Raw genomic sequence first — 19,308 nt, 5'->3', positions numbered from 1 at the left:
AACCTCGCCGCTTCCCGGCGTATCCGGCGCGATGCTCGCAGAACAACGTCACCAACACATCCTCGCGCGTTTGACCAAGGACGGCGCGCTCTCCGTTGCCGAACTCGTGCGCGAGCTCGGCGTCTCGCGCGAAACGATTCGCCGCGATTTGCTCGTGCTCGCCGAGCGTGGGCTCGTCGTCACGACGCACGGCGGCGCCCTGAGCACCGAGCGGCGCGAGCCCGACCTCGATGTGCGCGAGGCCGAAAACGCGGGCGCCAAACGCGCGATCGGCGAGCGCGCCGCGCAATACGTGCCCGACGGCGCATCCGTCATCCTCGACTCGGGCAGCACGACCCAAGCGGTCGCGCGCGCGTTGACCGGGCGCCGCCGCTTGTCCGTCTATACGAACGACTGGCGTATCGCGCTGCTGCTCGGCCGCCGTAACGAGAACCGCGTCACGTTGCTCGGCGGCGAGTTGTCCGATATCGAAGACGCCGTGTTCGGACTCGATACCGTGCAGCAATTGAGCCAATACCACGCCGACTTCGCCTTCGTCGGGGCGGGCGGCATCTCGCCGGACGGCGCGCTCACCGATTACACGCGCATGGCGGCCGAGGTGCGCGCACGCATGTTGCGCGCGGCGAGCACCGCGATCGTCGTCGCCGACCATTCCAAGTTCGGACGTATCACGCCCGTGCGTGTCGACGGCATCGAGCTCGCCGGCTATATCGTCACCGAACGCGCGCCGGCACGCGCGCTCGCCAAGACCATTGCCGCGCGCGGCCCCAAAATCGTCACCGCCTGAGTTCGCGCCGCGCGTCTCACGCGACCCGGATGCCGAGCCGCTCGATCGCTAGGCCGATGGCGGCTACCGCGCCGCGCATCGCCTCCTCGTCGATGGCACCGATGCAGCCGACACGGAACGTATCGACTTCGGTCAGCTTGCCGGGATAAAGGATGTAGCCGGCTTCGCGCACGGCGGCATAAAGTTCGGCGAACCGCCAGGCCGGATCGTGCGGTGCATGGAACGTCACGATGATGTCCGATTGCACGGCGGCCGGCAAAAACGGCACGAAGCCGAGCGCCGTCATCGACTCGATCAGCGTCGCCCGGTTGCGCGCATAGCGCGCGGCGCGCGCCGGTTGTCCGCCTTGCGCGACGAACGCATCGAGCGCGCAACTGAGCGCGGCGACGACATGCGTCGGCGGCGTGAAGCGCCATTGCGTCGTCTTCTCCATATAAACCCATTGGTCGTGCAGATCGAGCGCGAGCGAAGGCGCGCGCCCCGCGCATTGCTCGAGCAGCGCGCGGCGCACGATCACGAATCCCATCCCCGGCACGCCTTCGAGGCACTTGCCGCTCGCCGAGACGAGCGCGTCGATGCCCGAGCCGCGCAGATCGATCGGTACAGCGCCGAAGGAACTCATCGCATCGACGATCAGGCGTTTGCCGTGTCGCGCGCAGACGCGCGCGATCTCATCGAGCGGGTTCAGCAGTCCGGCGCTCGTTTCCAGATGCACTTGGGCAACGTGCGTGATGCGCGGATCGCGCAAGAAGGCCGCTTCGATCGCAGAGGCGAGCGCCGGTTCGTCCTCGGCAAGCGGCAACGTGACATGCGCGATGCCCATGCGTTCGAGGATGCGCACGAGGCGGGCGCAATATGCTCCGTTGTGCGGTACGAGCACGCAGGCATCGCGCGGCACGAGTGTGCCCAACGCCGCTTCGACGGCGAATGTGCCGCTGCCTTGCATCGGCACGCAAACGTACTCGCCCTCGCCGTGCACCACCGCAAGCAGCGCGGCGCACACGCGGCCCGTCATGCGATTGAACTCGCCGTCCCACGAGCCCCAGTCGCGCAGCATCGCTTCGCGGGTGGCCGGTGCGGTCGTGAGCGGACCGGGCGTAAGCAGGATCGGGGATGAAGCGGACATCGGAAGGTCTCCAAGTAAGGACGATGAAGCAGGCGATCGGGCACGCACGATCGAACGTGCCATGTGCCGGGAGTTTGCACTTTATTGGCAAAATGTGTCAAAAAGTGGATTTGTTTCGTTCCGTCATCGCACTGTCACTAAAACCTGTGAATCTTGCGTCGCCGATCGAGGCGGCCGGCGGCGCGAGGCGCGACCCGCCCGGACGGATTGTCGGCAATCTGCAATTTGCGCATGTTGCGTTGTGCGATCGGCCGCGCGGCCCTGGCCGGGGGGCGGCATCGTGCATCGACCATTACACGGGCGGGCCTCTCGCATCGCCCGAATCCTTGGCTTCACACCTTTGGAGATCGACATGAAACAGAGCCAATCCCCGCGCACGAAGGCCGGCTTCGCTCGCTTGCTTGCGGCCGTGGCTGCCGCCGCCTTGTTCGAGGGGCTTGCCCTGCCGGCTCACGCCGCCGATGCCGTCGTGCTCTACACGGCCGACGGTCTCGAGAATTTGTACAAGGACGTGCTGCCCGCCTTCGAAAAGAAGGAAGGGGTGAAGGTGAACATCGTCACGGCCGGTAGCGGCGAGGTGGTGAACCGCGCGACGGTCGAAAAGGATTCGCCCAAGGCCGACGTGATCGTCACGCTGCCGCCCTTCATTCAACAGGCGGATCAAGGCGGCCTGCTCCAGCCGTACCCAAGCGTGAACTACAAGAACGTGCCGGCGATCGCCAAGGCCGGCAACGGCGCCTGGGCGACGTTCGTCAACAACTACTTCTCGTTCGCGATCAATCCCGACACGGTCAAGAAGCAGCCGAAGACGTTCGACGACCTGCTGCATCCGGACTATAGCGGCAAGGTGGCCTACTCGAACCCGGCCACGGCCGGCGACGGCATGGCCGTCATCATCCTGACGACGTCGCTCATGGGTGAGGACAAGGCCTTCGACTATCTGAAGAAGCTCGAGCAAAGCGCCAAGTTCCACACGAAGGGCACGGGTTATCTCGACGTGCTGCTCTCGCGCAACGAAATCGCCGTGGCCAACGGCGACTTGCAGATGGATCTGGACGACGCGGCCAACGGCGGCTTGTCGCTGAAGCCGATTTTCCTGTCGTCGAAGGCCGGCGCTCAGCCGACGACGTTCCAGTTGCCCTATGCGATCGGTCTCATCAAGAACGGCCCGAACGAAGCCGAAGGCAAGAAGCTGATCGACTATCTGATGTCCACCGAAGTGCAATCGAAGGTGCCCGATATCTTCGGCATTCCGGGCCGCACCGACGTGAAGCTAGCCGGCAAGAACGGCGAGGCCGTCAAGCAGGCGATCTCGGGCGTGAAGCTGATTCCGGTCGATTGGAGCCAAGTGATGGCGAAGAAGGCCGATTGGACGGCACGCTGGAAGAGCGACGTGATCGGCAATAGCGGTAAGCAGGTCGACGTCGTGAAACCGAAGTAAGCAAAGGCAAGGGAGACGAATCCGGTGAATGCCACGCAACTGGCCGATCGAGGCACGGATCAAGGGGTCGTGCGTGCGCTCGACGCAACCCGCGCCGTGAACGCGAACGCGAACGCAGGTGGGGTCGAGATCGAGGGGCTCAGCGTGCGCTTCGGCTCGCGCACGGTGCTCGACGATCTGTCGTTGTCGATCGGGCGCGGCGAGTTTCTGACCGTGCTCGGCCGCAGCGGGTGCGGCAAGACCACGCTGCTAAGGTTCATCGCCGGATTCGTCAAGGCCGATCACGTGGCCGGCCGCTTGTTCGTGGCCGGCCGCGAACTCACCTACGAGCATGCGCATCGGCGCAATCTCGGCTTGTTGTTCCAGAACTACGCGTTGTTTCCGCATTTGAGCGTGTTCGAGAACGTCGCCTTCGGCTTGCGTGCTCGGCGCGCGAGTGCGGCGGACATTTCGCGCCGCGTCGCCGACGCGCTCAAGCTCGTGCAGCTTACCGATGCGGGGCATGTGATGCCCGCGCAACTGTCGGGCGGCATGCAGCAGCGCGTCGCGCTCGCGCGCGCGCTCGTGATCGAGCCCGACGTGCTGTTGCTCGACGAACCGCTCTCGGCACTCGACGCCAATTTGCGCGCGTCGGTGCGCTCCGAATTGAAGGCGCTGCATGAGCGCTTGCCGAACTTGACGATCGTCTGCGTCACGCACGATCAAGACGACGCGCTCGTGTTGTCCGATCGCACGCTGTTGATGCGCGACGGCCGCATCGCGCAAATCGGCACGCCGCAAACGCTTTACGATGCACCCGCCGACGCATTCGTCGCGCGTTACCTCGGGGCCGCGAATCTGCTGCCCCCGCGCGTGGCGTTTCCGCTCGGCGATGCCCGCTATGCGGAGCGCGACCGCTTGGCTTGCCTGCGTCCCGAGAGCTTGCGTCTCGTGCCGCTCGGCGCGGGCCATCTGCATGGCACGATCGTGTCCGTCGATTGGTACGGCCCGGCGCTCTCGGTGTCGGTCTTGCTCGACGCGATGCCCGAGACGCCCGTGCTCGTCGCGGCCGCCCGCGGACAGGGTTTGACACCGGAGAAAGGCGCGCGCGTCTCGCTGCACTATGAGGTGGACCATGTCGTCCTCGTTAAACCTTGAGCGCGCCGCCGCGGCGCCGCCGGCGCCGCCGTCCGCTCACGCGAAGGCGCATCGCGCGCATATTCGCCGCCGCGAGTTAGTTTCCCGCTTGCATGTGGTGTTCGTCGCGCTCGTCGTGCTCGGCCCGCTCGTAATTTATCCGTTGGCGCGGCTCGTGGCGCTCAGCCTGACGGGGCCCCACGGCGAGCACAGCTTGCACGCCTATTCGACGTTTTTTTCGAATCCCGATGTGAGCGGCGTCGTCGGTACGACGATAGCGATCGTCTTCGCCAGCGCCGGTATCGCATCCGTGCTCGGTGTCGCGATTGCCGCGCTGCTGTTTTTCAGGCCGTTTGCGGGTGCGGCGATCGTCACGCGTTTTCTCGAATTGTTCGTCGCCTTTCCTTCGTTTCTCGTCGCGTTCACGCTGATTTTCCTTTACGGCTCGCAAGGGGCGGTCAGCATCGGCCTGCAGCGGCTCTTTCATCTGAACGCACCGCCGCTCGATTTCCTGTTCGGTGCGGGCGGGATCGTCTTGGCCGAAGTCGTCTTTTACGCGCCGTTCGTCGTGCGTCCGACGCTCGCCTCGTTCGCGCAGATCGATATGCGGTTGCTCGAAGCCGCGCGTAGCCTCGGCGCGAACGGCTTCATGGTGGCATGGCGGGTGATCGCGCCGCTCGCCTGGCCCGGCATCGCGGCCGGCACGATCTTGTGCTTCCTGCTCACGCTCAACGAGTTCGGCATCTTGCTCGTACTCGGCAGCGCGCATCTCGTCACGCTGCCCGTGGCGATCTACAGTTCGGCGACGGTCGATCTCGACTTGCCAACGGCGGCGGCCGGCGCCGTCGTCATGTTGGCGATGTCGCTTTCGCTCTATGCGCTGTATCGAACCGTCGATCGCCGGCAGGCCATGGGAGCGCGATGATGGCGGCTCGCATGGAACGCTCCGCTCGCCCCGCGCAAAGCGCCTCAGCCTCAGCCTCAGCCTCAGCCTCAGCCTCAGCCTCAGCCTCAGCCTCGGCCCGCGCACCGCGCCGCACGTTTGCCCGGGTGGCCGCCATCGGCTGCACCCTATTGGCGGCGCTGCTGTGCGTGTGGCTCTTCGTGCTTCCGGTGGTGGTGGTCGCGCTCTCGAGCGTCGCCGCGCACTGGTCGGGCACGATCTTGCCTACGGGGTTCAGCCTGCGCTGGTTCGAGCGGCTGGGCTCGGACGATTTCGACGCCGTCGCGGCCAGCCTCGAAGTCGGCTTTACCGTGGCGGTGCTCGGCACCGTGCTGGGTCTATGGTTGGCGCTCGCACTCGAAGGGCGCACGCGGCACGGACTCGGCGCCATCGTCGATGCCATCACGATGATGCCCAACGGCGTGCCGAGCGTCGTGCTCGGCCTCGGCGTGCTGATCGCTTATCACAAGGCGCCGCTCGACCTGTCGAGCTCGCCCGCGATCGTCGTGCTCGTGCAACTCGCGCTCGTGCTGCCGTTCAGCTATCGCTGCGCCGCGGCGGCGCTGCGGCCCGAGTTGACCGTGCTGCGCGAAGCCGCCGCGAGCCTCGGTGCGCCGCCCGCGATGGTGCTGCGGCGCGTCGTGCTGCCGCAGCTCGTGCCCGCGATCCGGGCCAGCCTCGCACTCGGGTTCGCGCTATCGCTCGGTGAGCTCGGCGCCACGCTCACCGTCTATCCGCCCGGCTTTTCGACGGTGCCGATCGTCGTCGTCGGCCAGGTCGAACGGGGCTATTACCTGCCGGCTTCGGCTCTGTCGTTGATCCTGCTCATCGCATCGTTCGCGGCACTCTTGCTCATCGCGGCGCGCGTACCGAAGCGCCGCGCGCGCTAAAGAAGCGTTTCACCCGCTCACCGCGCGAGCGTTCCGGCCATGACGCGCGTCCACGCATGTGGCAAAATGTGGCAAAGTGACGAATAATATGGAACTGAATACGATCGAGGTGGTGCGGCGCCATTCGTTGACGGCGCTGGTGCGCGATGCGCTCGAGCGGGAGATCGTGGAGGGAAGGCTCGCGCCGGGCGAGAAGCTCAACGAGGCGTATTGGGCGGGACGTTTGCAGGTGTCGCGCGGGCCCGTGAGGGAAGCGTTTCGCGCGCTCGAGCAGATCGGGCTCGTGCGGACGCACAAGAACCGCGGCGTATTCGTGCGCACGGTCACGCTCGAGGAGGCGGCCGAGATCTATGCGGTGCGCGCTGCGCTCGAAGAAGCGGCTTGCCGGATGCTCGCGCAGCGTATCGGCGAGGCGCAGCTTGCGGCCCTCTCGGCCTCGCTCGAGCGGATGCGCGCGACGTTGGACGAGGGCGACCTCTCGAGCTATGCGCGCGAAAACATCGCGTTTCATGACGCGATCGTCGCCCACGCCGGCAATGCGAAGCTGGCCGAGACCTATCGCCGGTTGGTCGGCGAACTGAATCTGTTTCGCCGTGCCGCGCTGGCGGTCACGGACGACGCGGCGCAGCGCTCGCTCGCCGAACACCGCGAGATCGTGGCCGCGCTCGCGGCGCGCGACGGCGAAGCCGCCGCGGCGGCGATGCACGCGCACGTGGCGGGCGGCTTGGCGCGCGCGCGGCAAACGGCGGTCGGGCGGGCGGCAGGGCGCGGTGACGAATACTTTGAAGACGAGGAACACGATGCAGCAGGCAAATGAGCGCGCGGATCACGGCGCAACGATCGAAGTGAACGGCCGCGCCTATGACGTGCGGGGGCTTGCCGCGCGGCCCGTGGCCGTCGTCTGCGTCGACGGCTGCGAGTTCGATTATCTCGAGGCCGCGGCGGCGGCCGGGGCGGCACCGTTCATCGCCCGTTTGCTGCGAGGCGATGGCGCGACGGCCGTGCGCGCCGATTGTGCGATGCCCTCGTTCACGAATCCGAACAACCTGTCGATCGTGTGCGGGGTGCCGCCGTCGGTCCACGGCATCTGCGGCAATTACTTCTGGGACCCGCGCGCGAACGACGGCAAAGGCGCCGAAGTCATGATGAACGACCCGGCCTATTTGCGCGCCGGCACGTTGCTCGCCGCGGCGGCGCGCGCGGGCGCCCGCGTGGCGGTCGTGACGGCGAAAGACAAGCTGCGACGTTTGCTCGGCTGGCAATTGGACGGCATCTGCTTCTCCGCCGAAAAAGCCGATTGCGCGACGCTCGCCGAGAACGGGATCGAAGACGCCCGCACGCTCACCGGCTTGTCCGTTCCCGACGTCTACAGCGCGGCGCTGTCGGAGTTCGTGTTCGCCTCGGGCGTGCGTTTGGCCGAGCGCGGCGAGGCGGACCTCATGTATCTCTCGACGACGGACTACGTGCAGCACAAGTGCGCGCCCGGCAGCGAAGGTGCGAATGCGTTCTACGCGATGATGGACGGCTATCTAGCACGGCTCGATGCGCTCGGCTGGACGATCGGGCTCACGGCGGATCACGGCATGAACGCGAAGCACGATCCGAAGACGGGCAAGCCGAACGTCGTCTATTTGCAGGACGCGTTGGACGAATGGCTCGGGGCGTCGCGCTCGCGCGTCGTGTTGCCGATCACCGATCCGTACGTCGTGCACCACGGCGCGCTCGGCTCGTTCGCGACGGTCTACATGAGCGAGGCTGACGATATCGCACCCGCGATGGAACGTATCGCGGCGCTCGACGGCATCGAACTCGCAATCGGAAACGCTGAGGCGAGCGAGCGTTTCGAGCTGATGCCCGAACGGATCGGCGACATCGTCGTCGTCTCGCGTCGCGACGTGACGATCGGCACGCGCCGCGCGGCTCACGACTTGTCGGGACTGACGGTGCCGCTGCGCTCCCATGGCGGGCTGTCGGAACAAACGGTGCCGCTCGTTTTCAATCGGCGCGTCGAGCGGATCGACCGGCTATTCGGTGGCCGCCGCTTGCGCAACTTCGACGTATTCGATATCGCACTGAACCACGCGAGGCAAGAATGAACGCCGTGCTCGACGGACCCGTTCGCAACCACGACGCGTTCCGCGCCGAGGCGTTGCGCTTATGCGGCGAGCGCGCAACGCGCGAGCGCACGCTCGATGTCTTCGATCCGTACACGGGCTTGCGTGTGGGTACGGTGCCGCTCGCGAGCGTCGACGACGTAGGCGCCGCATTCGAATACGCATGCGCCTACCGGCCGACGCTCACGCGCTTCGAGCGCGCACAGATCTTGGAGCGCGCGGCCGCGTTGCTGCGCGAGCGCCTGGAAGCCGCATCCGATCTCATCACGCTCGAATCGGGCCTGTCGAAAGAAGACTCGCGCTATGAGATCGGGCGTGTGGCCGACGTGTTCAAGTTCGCAGCGATCGAGGCCCTGCGCGACGACGCTCAGAGCTTTTCCTGCGATCTGACGCCGCACGGCAAGCAGCGTCGCGTCTTCACGCAACGCGAGCCTTTGCCGGGCGTGATCGTTGCGATTACGCCGTTCAATCACCCGATGAACCAGGTCGCCCACAAGATCGCGCCGGCGATCGCGACGAACAATCGAGTGGTGCTCAAGCCTTCGGAGAAGGTGCCGCTTTCGGCGTTGTGGCTGGCCGACCTGCTCTACGAAGCGGGACTGCCCGCACCGATGCTGCAGGTGCTGACGGGCGATCCGCGCGAAATCGCCGACGCGCTGATCGCCCACCCGCTCGTGACGCTCGTCACGTTCACGGGCGGCGTGGCGATCGGCAAGTACATCGCGAGCCGTGCCGGGTACCGGCGCACGGTGCTCGAGTTGGGCGGTAACGATCCGCTGATCGTGCTCGATGATGCCGACGTGGAGCGCGCGGCGCAATTGGCCGTGCAAGGCTCCTATCGCAACTCGGGGCAACGTTGCACGGCGGTCAAACGCATGCTCGTCGATCGGCGCATTGCCGATGCGTTCGCCGAGTGCGTCGTGGATATGACGCGCGCGTGGACGTACGGCGATCCATTCGATGCGGCCAACCGGATGGGCACCGTCATCGACGAGCAGGCCGCGTGCACGTTCGAAGCGCGCGTGAACGAGGCCATCGCGGGCGGGGCGCGCCTGCTCGCGGGGCATCGCCGCGACGGCGCCTTGTATGCGCCGACGGTGCTCGATCGCGTGACTCCCTCGATGACGCTCGTGCGCGAAGAAACCTTCGGACCCGTCTCGCCCATCATGACGTTCGACTCGATCGACGAGGCCATCGCGCTGAGCAACGGCACGCCGTTCGGGTTGTCGTCGGGTATTTGCACGAACCGGCAGGACCTGATCGCGCGCTTCGTCAACGAATTGCACGTGGGCACGGTCAATGTTTGGGAAGTGCCCGGCTACCGCATCGAGCTGACGCCGTTCGGCGGGATCAAGGATTCGGGGCTCGGCTACAAGGAAGGCGTGCAGGAAGCGATGAAAAGCTTCACGAATCTGAAGACGTTTTCTTTGCCTTGGGGGTGAAGCGATGGCCTTGAGCCTGGACGACATTCGCTTTCTATTCGAGCGGCACGGCCCGATCGCCTACAGCGGCGAGCCGGTGACGCAATTGCAGCATGCGCTGCAAAGCGGCACGCTCGCTGAGGAAGCCGGTGCGAGCGATGCGCTCGTCGCGGCTGCCTTCTTGCACGATCTCGGGCATCTGCTGAACTTGCAAGGCGACACGCCGAGCGAGCGCGGCATCGACGATCGTCATCAATACTTCGCCTTGCCGTTCCTGCGGCCCCTATTGCCGGACAGTGTGCTCGAACCGATTCGGTTGCATGTCGACGCGAAGCGCTATCTATGTGCGGTCGATCGCGGTTACGCCGAGCGGCTCTCCGCGGATTCGGTACGTTCCCTTGCCCTGCAAGGCGGCGTGTTCGATACGGCGCAAGCGCAAGCGTTCATCGAAAAGCCCTACGCGAGCGACGCCGTGAAGCTGCGCCGATGGGACGACGCGGCCAAAGACCCCCATCGGTCCACGCCCGATCTCGCGCATTTTCTCGGCGTCGTGGGCCGAGCGATCGAGGTTCACGCGCGCGGCTGATACTCGCCGGTTGCCCAGCCTTGCCGTTGTTTAGGTATGCTCACCATGTTCGTGATCTCGACCAATCTCGACGGGAGGGGAAGGCATGCGCTATTTCATCGGCATCGATATCGGCACGCAAAGCACGAAGGCCCTACTCACGGATGCAGGCGGGAAGATCGTCGCGCAGCATTCGAGCGGATACCGGCCCGATAACCCCAAGCCGCTTTGGGCTGAGCAGTGGCCGAGCGTGTGGTGCGATGCCGTAGAGACATGCATCGCCGCCTGCACGCGGGCCGCACGCGAGGCGGGCATCGCGGCGAACGAGATCGCCGCCGTCGCGATCAGCAGCCTGTACGGCGGCTCGGGCATTCCCGTCGACGAATCGATGACGCCGCTTTACCCGTGTCTGATCTGGATGGATCGGCGCGCCACCGACCAAGTCGAGTGGGTGCGGCGCCATGTCGACCTCGAGCGGCTTCAGCGGATCTCGGGCAACGGCGTCGACAGCTATTACGGCTTCACGAAAATGCTCTGGCTGCGCGAACACGAACCGCAGGTGTGGGCCAAAACGCGCTATCTGCTTCCGCCCAATGCCTACCTGGCCTACCTGCTGACGGGCGAGCTGGCCGTCGATCACAGTTCGGCGGGCAACATCGGCGGCGTGTACGACATCGCGGCGCGCGCCTGGTCGGAGGAGGCGTTGTCCATGCTGGGCATCCCGGCGGCGATGATGCCCGAGCGCCTCGTCGAGTCCACCGACATCGTGGGCCGGCTCCTGCCCGAATGGTCCGAGCGCTTGGGTCTGCAAGCCGGCACGCCGATCGTCGCGGGCGGCGTCGATGCCGCTGTCGCGACGTTCGCGGCGGGGGCGACGCGTACCGGTCAGCACGTGGCGATGATCGGCACCAGCATGTGCTGGGGTTATATCGATCAGCACGTCGATGCGGCGCGCGGTCTCGTGGCCATGCCCCATGTATTGAACGGCCGCCGCGATCTTTATGTATTCGGCGGTGCGATCAGCGCCGGCGCATCGGTCGCCTGGTACCGCGATCAGTTCTGCCATGAAGAGATCGAAGCGGCGCGCGCCACGGCGCACGGCGATCCACATCGCTTGCTCGAGGAGTCGGCGGCGCGCGTGCCCGCGGGCTGCGAGGGCATCGTGTTCCTGCCGTACCTGATGGGCGAGCGCAGTCCCATTTGGGACGCACAGGCAAGCGGGGCGTTCGTCGGCTTGAACCTCGTCCATACGCGCTCGCATCTGTATCGCGCCGTGCTCGAGGGCGTGGCCTTCGCGCTCATGCACAACATCGAAGCGGGACGGCGCGGCGCCGGTGAGCCTGCGCTCGACGAGCGTTTGATCGTCGTGGGCGGTGCCGCGCATTCCGACTTGTGGATGCAAATCATCGCCGACGTGACCGGCTACCCCGTGTTCACGATCGAACAGGAGGTCGAGGCCGCCATGGGCGCCGCGCTTTTGGCCGCCTTGGGTGTCGGCGCCGTCACGCACGAGGACGCGCAGCGCGGATGGGTGAGCTTGCGCGAGCGTGCTCGCCCCGATGCCGCTCGCCGAGAGGTCTATGCCCGCCACTTCGACGTCTACAAGGCACTCTATCCGGCGCTGATGCCGTCGATGCACCGCTTGCGCGAAGCGCGGTGATGTTTTGCCTGTTTCGATAAAATTGTAACGACGTATTGTCACGATCGTTTCATAGGCTTAGGATCGATGCAAACAAACCATCACGGTATGTTGTGCATCGCACAACGCTTGTGCCTATGTCCGACGCCTCAACGCATTCGATCGTCGTGCCACCCGGTCTCGCCTTTGCGCTCGACGCGCGCAATCGCGGCGTGCCGTTCGACGCCGCCTGGATCGACGGCTTGCGTATCAATCCTTCCGCGGTCGAGCGGCGCACCGCTACGCTCGCCGCTCGCCGCTCGGTCAAGAAGGACGCGCAGGCCGCGTGGCTGCTCAAGGCCATCACCTGCATCGATCTCACGACCCTGAGCGGCGACGATACCGAGGGGCGCGTGCGCCGCTTGTGCGCGAAGGCGCGGCGCCCGGTACGCGCGGATCTGATCGAGGCGCTAGGGTTGGCGCCCGATTCGATCGCGACGGGCGCTGTCTGCGTCTATCACCGCTTCGTGGCGGCCGCGGCCGATGCGCTCGCCGGCACGGGCATTCCGGTGGCGGCGGTCTCCACCGGCTTTCCCGCCGGTTTGAACCCGCATCCGCTCAAGCTCAAAGAGATCGAGGCGTCGGTGGCCGACGGCGCCGCCGAGATCGATATCGTCGTCACGCGCGAGCACATCCTCACCGGCAACTGGCGCGCGCTCTACGACGAGGTGCAAGATTTTCGCGCGGCCTGCGGCGCGGCGCACCTGAAGGCCATTTTGGCGACCGGCGATATCCGCACCTTGGCCAACGTCGCCAAGGCGTCGATGGTCTGCATGATGGCCGGTGCCGATTTCATCAAGACCTCGACCGGCAAGGAAAGCGTGAACGCGACGCTCGACGTGTCGCTCGCGATGGTGCGGATGATCCGGGAGTTTCGCGAGCGCACGGGCGCGCGGGTCGGCTTCAAGCCCGCGGGCGGGGTATCGAGCGCCAAGACCGTGCTCGCCTATCAAGTCCTCATGAAGGAAGAGCTGGGACGCGAGTGGCTCGAGCCCTCGCTCTTTCGCATCGGCGCATCGAGCCTGCTTGCCGACATCGAGCGTCAACTCGAGCACCACGTCACCGGCCGCTATTCGGCTTTCAACCGTCACCCTGTAGCGTGAGCGATCCGCGATGAGCGTTGCGCAATACTTTCAGACGATGGACTACGCCCCTGCCCCCGAGGACGATCAAGCCGCCCGTGCCTGGCTCGAGCGGCACGGCGCATCGTTCGGTCATTTCATCGGCGGCGCTTGGCGTGCCGGCGTGTCGGGCGAGCAATTCACCGTGCACGCGCCGTCCACCGGCGAGGTGCTGGCGCAAGTCGCGCAAGGCGGCGCCCCTGACATCGATGCCGCCGTCGCGGCGGCCCGGGCGGCTCAGCCGGCGTGGCTCGCCGCGGGGGGCGCGCGCCGCGCGCGCCATCTGTATGCGCTCGCCCGCATGGTGCAGCGCCATAGCCGCTTGTTCGCCGTGCTCGAAGCGCTCGATAACGGCAAGCCGATCCGCGAGACGCGCGACCTCGACGTCCCGCTCGTCGCCCGGCATTTCCTGCACCACGCCGGTTGGGCGCAGTTGCAGGAAACCGAGTTTGCGGGATGGGCGCCGCTCGGCGTCATCGGTCAGATCGTGCCGTGGAATTTTCCGTTGCTGATGCTGGCGTGGAAGGTCGCGCCCGCGATCGCGCTCGGCAACTGCGTCGTGCTCAAGCCCGCCGAGTACACGCCGCTCACGGCGCTGCTGTTCGCCGAGTTGGCGAGCCAAGCGGGGCTGCCCGACGGCGTGCTCAATGTCGTCACCGGCGATGGCCGGACGGGCGCCGCGCTCGTCGAGCATCCCGACGTGCAAAAGATCGCGTTCACGGGATCGACCGAAGTGGGGCGCTCCATTCGCGCCGCCACGGCGGGTACGGGCAAATCGTTGACGCTCGAGCTTGGCGGCAAGTCTCCGTTCATCGTATTCGAGGACGCCGATTTGGACGGCGCCGTCGAAGGCGTCGTGGACGCGATCTGGTTCAACCAAGGGCAAGTGTGTTGCGCGGGCTCGCGTCTGCTCGTGCAAGAGGGTATCGAAGCGCGCTTCATCGCCAAGCTTAAGCGCCGCATGGCGACGCTGCGCGTGGGGCCTTCGCTCGACAAGACGATCGACATGGGCGCGATCGTCGATCCCGTGCAACTCGCGCGGATCGAGTCGCTCGTGCAAGCGGGGCGCCGCGAAGGGTGCGACGTCTGGCAACCGAGCGAAGTGGCGCTGCCGGAGATCGGCGGCTCGTACTACCCGCCGACGCTCGTGACGAACGTGGCGCCGGCCAGCACGCTAGCACAGGAGGAAATCTTCGGGCCCGTGCTGACGGCAATGAGCTTTCGTACGCTGGACGAGGCCGTGGCGCTTGCCAACAACACGCGCTACGGATTGGCCGCGAGCGTGTGGAGCGAGACGATCGGGCGTGCGCTCGATATCGCGCCGCAGCTTGCGTGCGGTGTCGTCTGGATCAATGCGACCAATCTGTTCGATGCGAGTGTCGGCTTCGGCGGTTATCGCGAATCGGGCTATGGCCGCGAAGGCGGGCGCGAGGGCGCGTACGAGTATCTGAAGGCCGCCGGTTGGGGCAAGGGCGCACTGCGCGAGGCCATGCCGATCGCGGCCCCTGCCGCGGCGGCCAATGAGCGCCTGGCCGATTACGCCAGCGGCACCGGCTTCGTCGATCGAACCGCGAAGCTTTTCATCGGCGGCAAGCAAGCGCGTGCCGACGGCGGCGATTCGCGAGCCGTCCATGCCCCGAGCGGCGCGCCGATCGGCGAAGTGGCCGACGGCAACCGCAAGGACGTGCGCGATGCGGTGTCCGCCGCGCGCGGCGCGAGCAAGTGGGCGCAGATGAGCGGGCATGCCCGCGCGCAGGTGCTGTACTTCCTCGCCGAAAACCTCTCGGCCCGGGCCGATGAGTTCGCCGCTCAGCTTGCGCGCCGCACCGAATGCGATGCCGCCGCGGCCGAGCGCGAGGTGGACGCTTCGATCTCGCGGCTATTCACCTACGCGGCGTGGGCCGACAAGTACGACGGCGCCGTGCACATGCCCCCGCTGCGCGGCGTTGCGCTCGCCATGAACGAGCCGCTGGGCGTCGTCGGTATCGCGTGCCCCGACGAAGCGCCGTTGCTCGCGCTGATCTCGCTCGTCGGGCCGGCGCTTGCGCTCGGCAATCGCGTGGTGGTCTTGCCGAGCGAGTCTTGCCCGTTGATGGCGACGGATTTGTATCAGGTTGTCGAAACGTCGGACGTGCCGGCGGGGACGCTCAATATCGTCACGGGCGCGCGCGACGCATTGTTGCCCGCGCTGGCCAAGCACGACGACGTGGACGCGCTCTGGTGCTTCGGCCTCGCCCGGCATTCGATGCTCGTCGAACGCGAATCGATCGGCAATTTGAAGCGCACGTTCGTCGATCACGGCCGCCGCCTCGATTGGTTCGATCGCTCGGCCGAGGGCATGACCTTCTTGCGTCATGCCGCGCAAGTCAAGAATATATGGATTCCGTACGGCGACTGACGGGTCCGGTCCGCGCGCAGGCGCGGGGGCGCTAGCGCCGAACAACGAACGACTAAAGAAAGGAGACATCGTGCTGAAACATCTCGACCCGCTGCTGAACGCGGACGTGCTCCATGCGCTGCGCGCGATGGGCCACGGCGACGAAGTCGTGATTTGCGACGCGAACTTCCCGGCCGATTCGGTGGCACGCGCCACGGTGCTCGGCAAGCTGCTGCGCATGGACGGTGCCGATGCGGCGAGCGCCGTGCGCGCCGTGCTCTCGGTGCTCCCGCTCGATACGTTCGTCGAGGCGCCGGCGATGCGCATGGAAGTGGTCGGCGATCCGCGCGCGATTCCCAACGTGCAACGCGAGGCGCAAGTCGAAGTCGATTCGGCGGAAGGCCGCCCGGTGCCGTTCGCGCCGATCGAACGACACGCCTTTTATGCACGCGCGCGCAAGGCGTACTGCGTCATCGCGACGGGCGAAGCGCGCGGCTACGGCTGCTTCGTATTCACCAAGGGCGTGATCCTCGCCCCCGATGCACCGCTCGATGCGCGGCGCGCGGAGCGTGGGAAATGAGCGGGCGCGTCGTCATCCTCGGCATCTATGTGACCGACCTCGCGTTCCGGGCGGAACGCATGCCGGTGATCGGCGAGACGATCGCGGGTTCCGCGTTCGCGATGGGTCCGGGCGGCAAGGGATCGAACCAGGCCGTAGCGGCGGCGCGCGCGGGTGCGCAGGTCGTGTTTTGCACGCGGCTGGGCGACGACGCTTTCGGCGCCATCGCGCGCGAAACCTGGCAAGCCGAAGGCATCGTGGCGCGCGCGACCGTCGTCGAAGGGTTGGCGACGGGGGCGGCGCACATCTTCGTCGATGCGCAAACGGGCTCCAACGCGATCATCGTCGCAGCCGGCGCGGCGGGTACGCTCGGCGCGGCCGACGCCGAAGCGATCGAAGCGGACATCGCCGGCGCGCAAGTGTTCGTCACGCAGTTGGAGCAGCCCGTGGCGGCGGCGCGCCGTGGACTCGAGATCGCGCGCAAGCATGGCGTCAAAACCGTGCTGAATCCGGCGCCGGCATTGCCGCTGCCCGACGACATTTTCCCGCTGTGCGATTACGTCACGCCGAACGAAACGGAAGCGGCCGCGCTCACGGGCGTTTCGATCGCGTCGGCCGACGATGCGCGCCGTGCGGCCGATGTCCTGCTCGGCAAAGGCGCGGGCGCGGTGATCGTCACGCTCGGCGAAACCGGCGCGCTGTTGCACTCGCGCGCGCAGTCGGTGCTCGTGCCCGCGTTTCAATGCGGTCCCGTAGTGGAGACGGCCGGTGCGGGCGACGGCTTTACGGGCGGATTCGCCGCCGCGCTCGCGCGCGGGGATACGCCGCTCGACGCGGTGCGCTTCGGCTGCGCGCTGGCGGGGATTTCGGTCACGCGCGCGGGCACGGCGCCGTCGATGCCGCGCTTGGCCGAAGTGAACGCATTGCTCGGCGCGGGCTCCGCGGTGTCGGCCTAGTCGATCACGCATCACGAAAAGGGCATCGTCTATGAAAGGCTCGTTCGTTATCGGCAAGTGGTTCGGCGACAGGCAGCTGAACTTTCTGCTCGCCGTCAACGTGCTCGTCGTGGTCGTCGCCGTGTGGCTATCGCACGGCCAATTCGTCGATATCGACAATCTTCAGTCGATGGGCTCGCAACTGCCCGAGGTCGGTCTGCTCGCGCTCGGCATCATGTTGTCGATGCTCTCGGGCAACGGCGGCATCGATCTATCCGGGGTGGGGCTCGCCAATCTCTCGGCGATGATCGCCGCGCTCTTGGTGCCCAAGTGGGTCAGCGGCGACGATACGCCGGTGCTCTACACGACGCTCTTTTGCGTCGTCGTGGTGACGATGGGCGTGCTCGGCGGCTTGATCAACGGCCTCGTCATCGCGCGGCTGCGCCTCACGCCGATTCTGAGTACGCTCGGGACCCAACTGGTCTTTACCGGCTTCGCGGTTGCCCTGAGCAACGGCGCGTCGGTGCACGTCGACTATATCGAGCCGCTCGCCGATATCGGCAACGGCGCCGTGTTCCAGGTGCCGATTTCGTTTTGCATCTTCATCGCCGCGGTGCTGATCCTCGGCTGGCTCCTGAAGCGCACCCCGTTCGGGTTACGGCTATATCTGATGGGCACGAATCCGCGCGCGGCGTTCTATGCCGGCATCGGCTGCGAGCGCATGCTGATCGCGACCTACACGATGTGCGGCGTGCTGGCCTCGCTCGCGGGGCTCGTTTCCGTGTCGCACACGCTCAGCGCGAAATGGGACTACGGCAACTCGTATCTGCTGATCGCCATCCTCATCGCCGTCATGGGCGGCGTAAATCCCGCGGGAGGGTACGGGCGCATCGTGTGCGTGTTTTTCGCCGCGACGGTGCTGCAATTGCTCTCTAGCCTGTTCAACCTGCTCGGCGTATCGCAGTTCTTCGGCGATTGCACGTGGGGCTTTTTGCTGCTCGTCTCGCTCGCATTCGCGGATGGCGATCACCTGCGCGCGATGCTGCGCTTCGGGCGGACCGGCACGACACCGCATGCGGCTGGCGGCGGCAGCGGGCCGCCCGCATGAGGGCACCCGCGGCACGGTAGGCGAGTTCGGCAGTCGACGGATATCTGGCCTCGGGTTTCCGTCAGTGCAAACAAGGGGCGTCGAGGAAAAAGGAAGGAGACAACGCAGATGAAGCTGAAACGAACGAGCCTCGCGCTCGCCGCTTGCGCGCTCGGCGCGGGCGTCATTTTCGCCGCGCAGGCGGCGACCAATGAAACGATCGTCACGGTGGTGAAGGTGACGGGCATTAGCTGGTTCAACCGGATGGACGAAGGCGTCAAGCAATTCGCGAAAGACAACCCCGGCATCACGACGTATCAGACGGGGCCAGGTCAAGCCGACGCCGCGCAGCAGTTGCGCATCATCGAGGATCTGATCGCCAAGAAGGTCAACGCGATCGCCGTCGTTCCGTACGACCCGCCGACGCTCGAGCCCGCGCTGAAGAAGGCGATGGACCGCGGCATCAAGGTGGTCACGCACGAGGCCGACAACGAGAAGAACACGATGGTCGACGTGGAGGCGTTCGACAACAGTGCCTACGGCGCCGCGCTGAACGACCGCCTCGCGAGTTGCATGCACGACGAGGGTAAGTGGGCGACCTTCGTGGGCTCGCTCGGTAGCCGCTCGCAGGTGCAATGGGCCGATGGCGGCATCGACAACGCGAAGAAGAAGTTCCCGAAGATGCAGCTCGTCGAGACCAACATCGAGACGAACAACGACGGCGAGCGCGCGTACCAGCAAGCGAAGGAAGTGCTGCGCAAGCATCCGGACATCAAGGGCTTCCAAGGTTCGTCCTCGCTCGACGTGCTCGGTATCGGCCGCGCCGTGGAGGAAGCCGGTCTCGTCGGCAAGGTTTGCGTGTACGGCACCGGGTTGCCGGCCGAAGCCGGCAAGTACTTGGAAAGCGGCGCGATCGACGGCATTGCGTTCTGGGATCCGAAGCTCGCCGGCTTGGCGATGAACAAGATCGCGAAGATGCTGCTCGACGGTAAGACGGTGCACAACGGCGACAACCTCGGTTTGCCCGGCTACGAGAAGGTGACGGTGACCAAGGGACCGGGCAAGGGTGTCATCGTGCGCGGACAAGGCTGGGTCAGCGTCGACAAGTCGAACTACAAGCAGTACAACTTCTGATACGGCCGAGGGCG

The 19,308-nt window shown here is 66.2% G+C and carries 17 protein-coding genes; 16 read left to right on the top strand and 1 reads right to left on the bottom strand.

The genetic code is table 11. The features are described from left to right. Window positions 1-31: 31 nt before the first annotated feature. Window positions 32-787 carry a DeoR/GlpR family DNA-binding transcription regulator gene (locus C0Z18_RS08120; protein ID WP_102644892.1) on the top strand — a complete coding sequence of 252 codons (756 nt, stop codon included), beginning with the start codon at window positions 32-34 and terminating at the stop codon, window positions 785-787. Between the two features lie 16 nt (window positions 788-803). On the opposite strand, the gene C0Z18_RS08115 is transcribed toward C0Z18_RS08120, so the two are convergent. Further along, window positions 804-1,913: a 2-aminoethylphosphonate--pyruvate transaminase gene (locus C0Z18_RS08115; RefSeq protein ID WP_102644891.1), complete on the bottom strand. Its 1,110-nt coding sequence runs from the start codon at window positions 1,911-1,913 to the stop codon at window positions 804-806. 352 nt (window positions 1,914-2,265) lie between these two features. Between C0Z18_RS08115 and phnS the strand changes: the two genes are divergently transcribed. The 15 genes from phnS to C0Z18_RS08040 all read left to right on the top strand — a co-directional run bounded on the left by phnS (window position 2,266) and on the right by C0Z18_RS08040 (window position 19,294). Beyond that, on the top strand, window positions 2,266-3,354 hold the full coding sequence (gene phnS, locus C0Z18_RS08110) for a 2-aminoethylphosphonate ABC transporter substrate-binding protein (RefSeq protein WP_102645054.1): 1,089 nt from the start codon (window positions 2,266-2,268) through the stop codon (window positions 3,352-3,354). A gap of 24 nt (window positions 3,355-3,378) precedes the next feature. Then, window positions 3,379-4,491, top strand: coding sequence for an ATP-binding cassette domain-containing protein (locus C0Z18_RS08105; protein ID WP_408646977.1), 1,113 nt, complete (start codon window positions 3,379-3,381; stop codon window positions 4,489-4,491). After that, the gene (gene phnU, locus C0Z18_RS08100) at window positions 4,469-5,395 is read left to right on the top strand and encodes a 2-aminoethylphosphonate ABC transporter permease subunit (RefSeq protein ID WP_199189411.1); all 927 of its coding nucleotides are present in this window, start codon (window positions 4,469-4,471) and stop codon (window positions 5,393-5,395) included. The genes C0Z18_RS08105 and phnU overlap by 23 nt, the downstream gene beginning before the upstream one ends. Window positions 5,396-5,520: 125 nt before the next feature. Continuing rightward, entirely contained in the window at window positions 5,521-6,303 is a 783-nt protein-coding gene (gene phnV / locus C0Z18_RS08095) for a 2-aminoethylphosphonate ABC transport system, membrane component PhnV (protein ID WP_233217236.1), read from the top strand. Window positions 6,304-6,391: 88 nt separating this feature from the next. Beyond that, window positions 6,392-7,120, top strand: coding sequence for a phosphonate utilization associated transcriptional regulator (locus tag C0Z18_RS08090; protein WP_102644889.1), 729 nt, complete (start codon window positions 6,392-6,394; stop codon window positions 7,118-7,120). Further along, window positions 7,104-8,399, top strand: a complete 1,296-nt coding sequence (phnA, locus tag C0Z18_RS08085) for a phosphonoacetate hydrolase (protein WP_102644888.1) — start codon at window positions 7,104-7,106, stop codon at window positions 8,397-8,399. Before C0Z18_RS08090 ends, phnA begins: the two co-directional genes overlap by 17 nt. Next, window positions 8,396-9,859: a phosphonoacetaldehyde dehydrogenase gene (gene phnY, locus C0Z18_RS08080; protein ID WP_102644887.1), complete on the top strand. Its 1,464-nt coding sequence runs from the start codon at window positions 8,396-8,398 to the stop codon at window positions 9,857-9,859. Before phnA ends, phnY begins: the two co-directional genes overlap by 4 nt. Before the next feature lie 4 nt (window positions 9,860-9,863). Beyond that, window positions 9,864-10,424: a phosphonate degradation HD-domain oxygenase gene (locus C0Z18_RS08075; RefSeq protein ID WP_102644886.1), complete on the top strand. Its 561-nt coding sequence runs from the start codon at window positions 9,864-9,866 to the stop codon at window positions 10,422-10,424. Between the two features lie 85 nt (window positions 10,425-10,509). Beyond that, window positions 10,510-12,063 (top strand): FGGY-family carbohydrate kinase, encoded by a 1,554-nt coding sequence (locus C0Z18_RS08070; RefSeq protein ID WP_102644885.1) that lies wholly within the window; start codon window positions 10,510-10,512, stop codon window positions 12,061-12,063. Window positions 12,064-12,179: 116 nt separating this feature from the next. Then, entirely contained in the window at window positions 12,180-13,184 is a 1,005-nt protein-coding gene (deoC, locus tag C0Z18_RS08065) for a deoxyribose-phosphate aldolase (protein ID WP_102644884.1), read from the top strand. 10 nt (window positions 13,185-13,194) lie between these two features. Further along, a complete protein-coding gene (locus tag C0Z18_RS08060) occupies window positions 13,195-15,600 on the top strand; it encodes an aldehyde dehydrogenase family protein (protein WP_102644883.1) in 2,406 nt (801 codons plus the stop codon). Window positions 15,601-15,670: 70 nt separating this feature from the next. After that, window positions 15,671-16,159, top strand: a complete 489-nt coding sequence (locus C0Z18_RS08055) for an RbsD/FucU family protein (RefSeq protein WP_102644882.1) — start codon at window positions 15,671-15,673, stop codon at window positions 16,157-16,159. Continuing rightward, the gene (gene rbsK / locus C0Z18_RS08050) at window positions 16,156-17,094 is read left to right on the top strand and encodes a ribokinase (RefSeq protein ID WP_102644881.1); all 939 of its coding nucleotides are present in this window, start codon (window positions 16,156-16,158) and stop codon (window positions 17,092-17,094) included. The genes C0Z18_RS08055 and rbsK overlap by 4 nt, the downstream gene beginning before the upstream one ends. A gap of 31 nt (window positions 17,095-17,125) precedes the next feature. Beyond that, a complete protein-coding gene (locus C0Z18_RS08045; RefSeq protein ID WP_102644880.1) occupies window positions 17,126-18,181 on the top strand; it encodes an ABC transporter permease in 1,056 nt (351 codons plus the stop codon). A 108-nt stretch (window positions 18,182-18,289) separates the two neighbouring features. Next, window positions 18,290-19,294 (top strand): autoinducer 2 ABC transporter substrate-binding protein, encoded by a 1,005-nt coding sequence (locus C0Z18_RS08040; protein WP_102644879.1) that lies wholly within the window; start codon window positions 18,290-18,292, stop codon window positions 19,292-19,294. Window positions 19,295-19,308: the final 14 nt, after the last annotated feature.

The sequence above is a fragment of the Trinickia dabaoshanensis genome, assembly GCF_002879885.1.
Lineage (GTDB): Bacteria > Pseudomonadota > Gammaproteobacteria > Burkholderiales > Burkholderiaceae > Trinickia > Trinickia dabaoshanensis.
The sequence above is the reverse complement of the archived record's forward strand: the minus strand, read 5'-3'. Positions and strand labels throughout refer to the sequence as shown.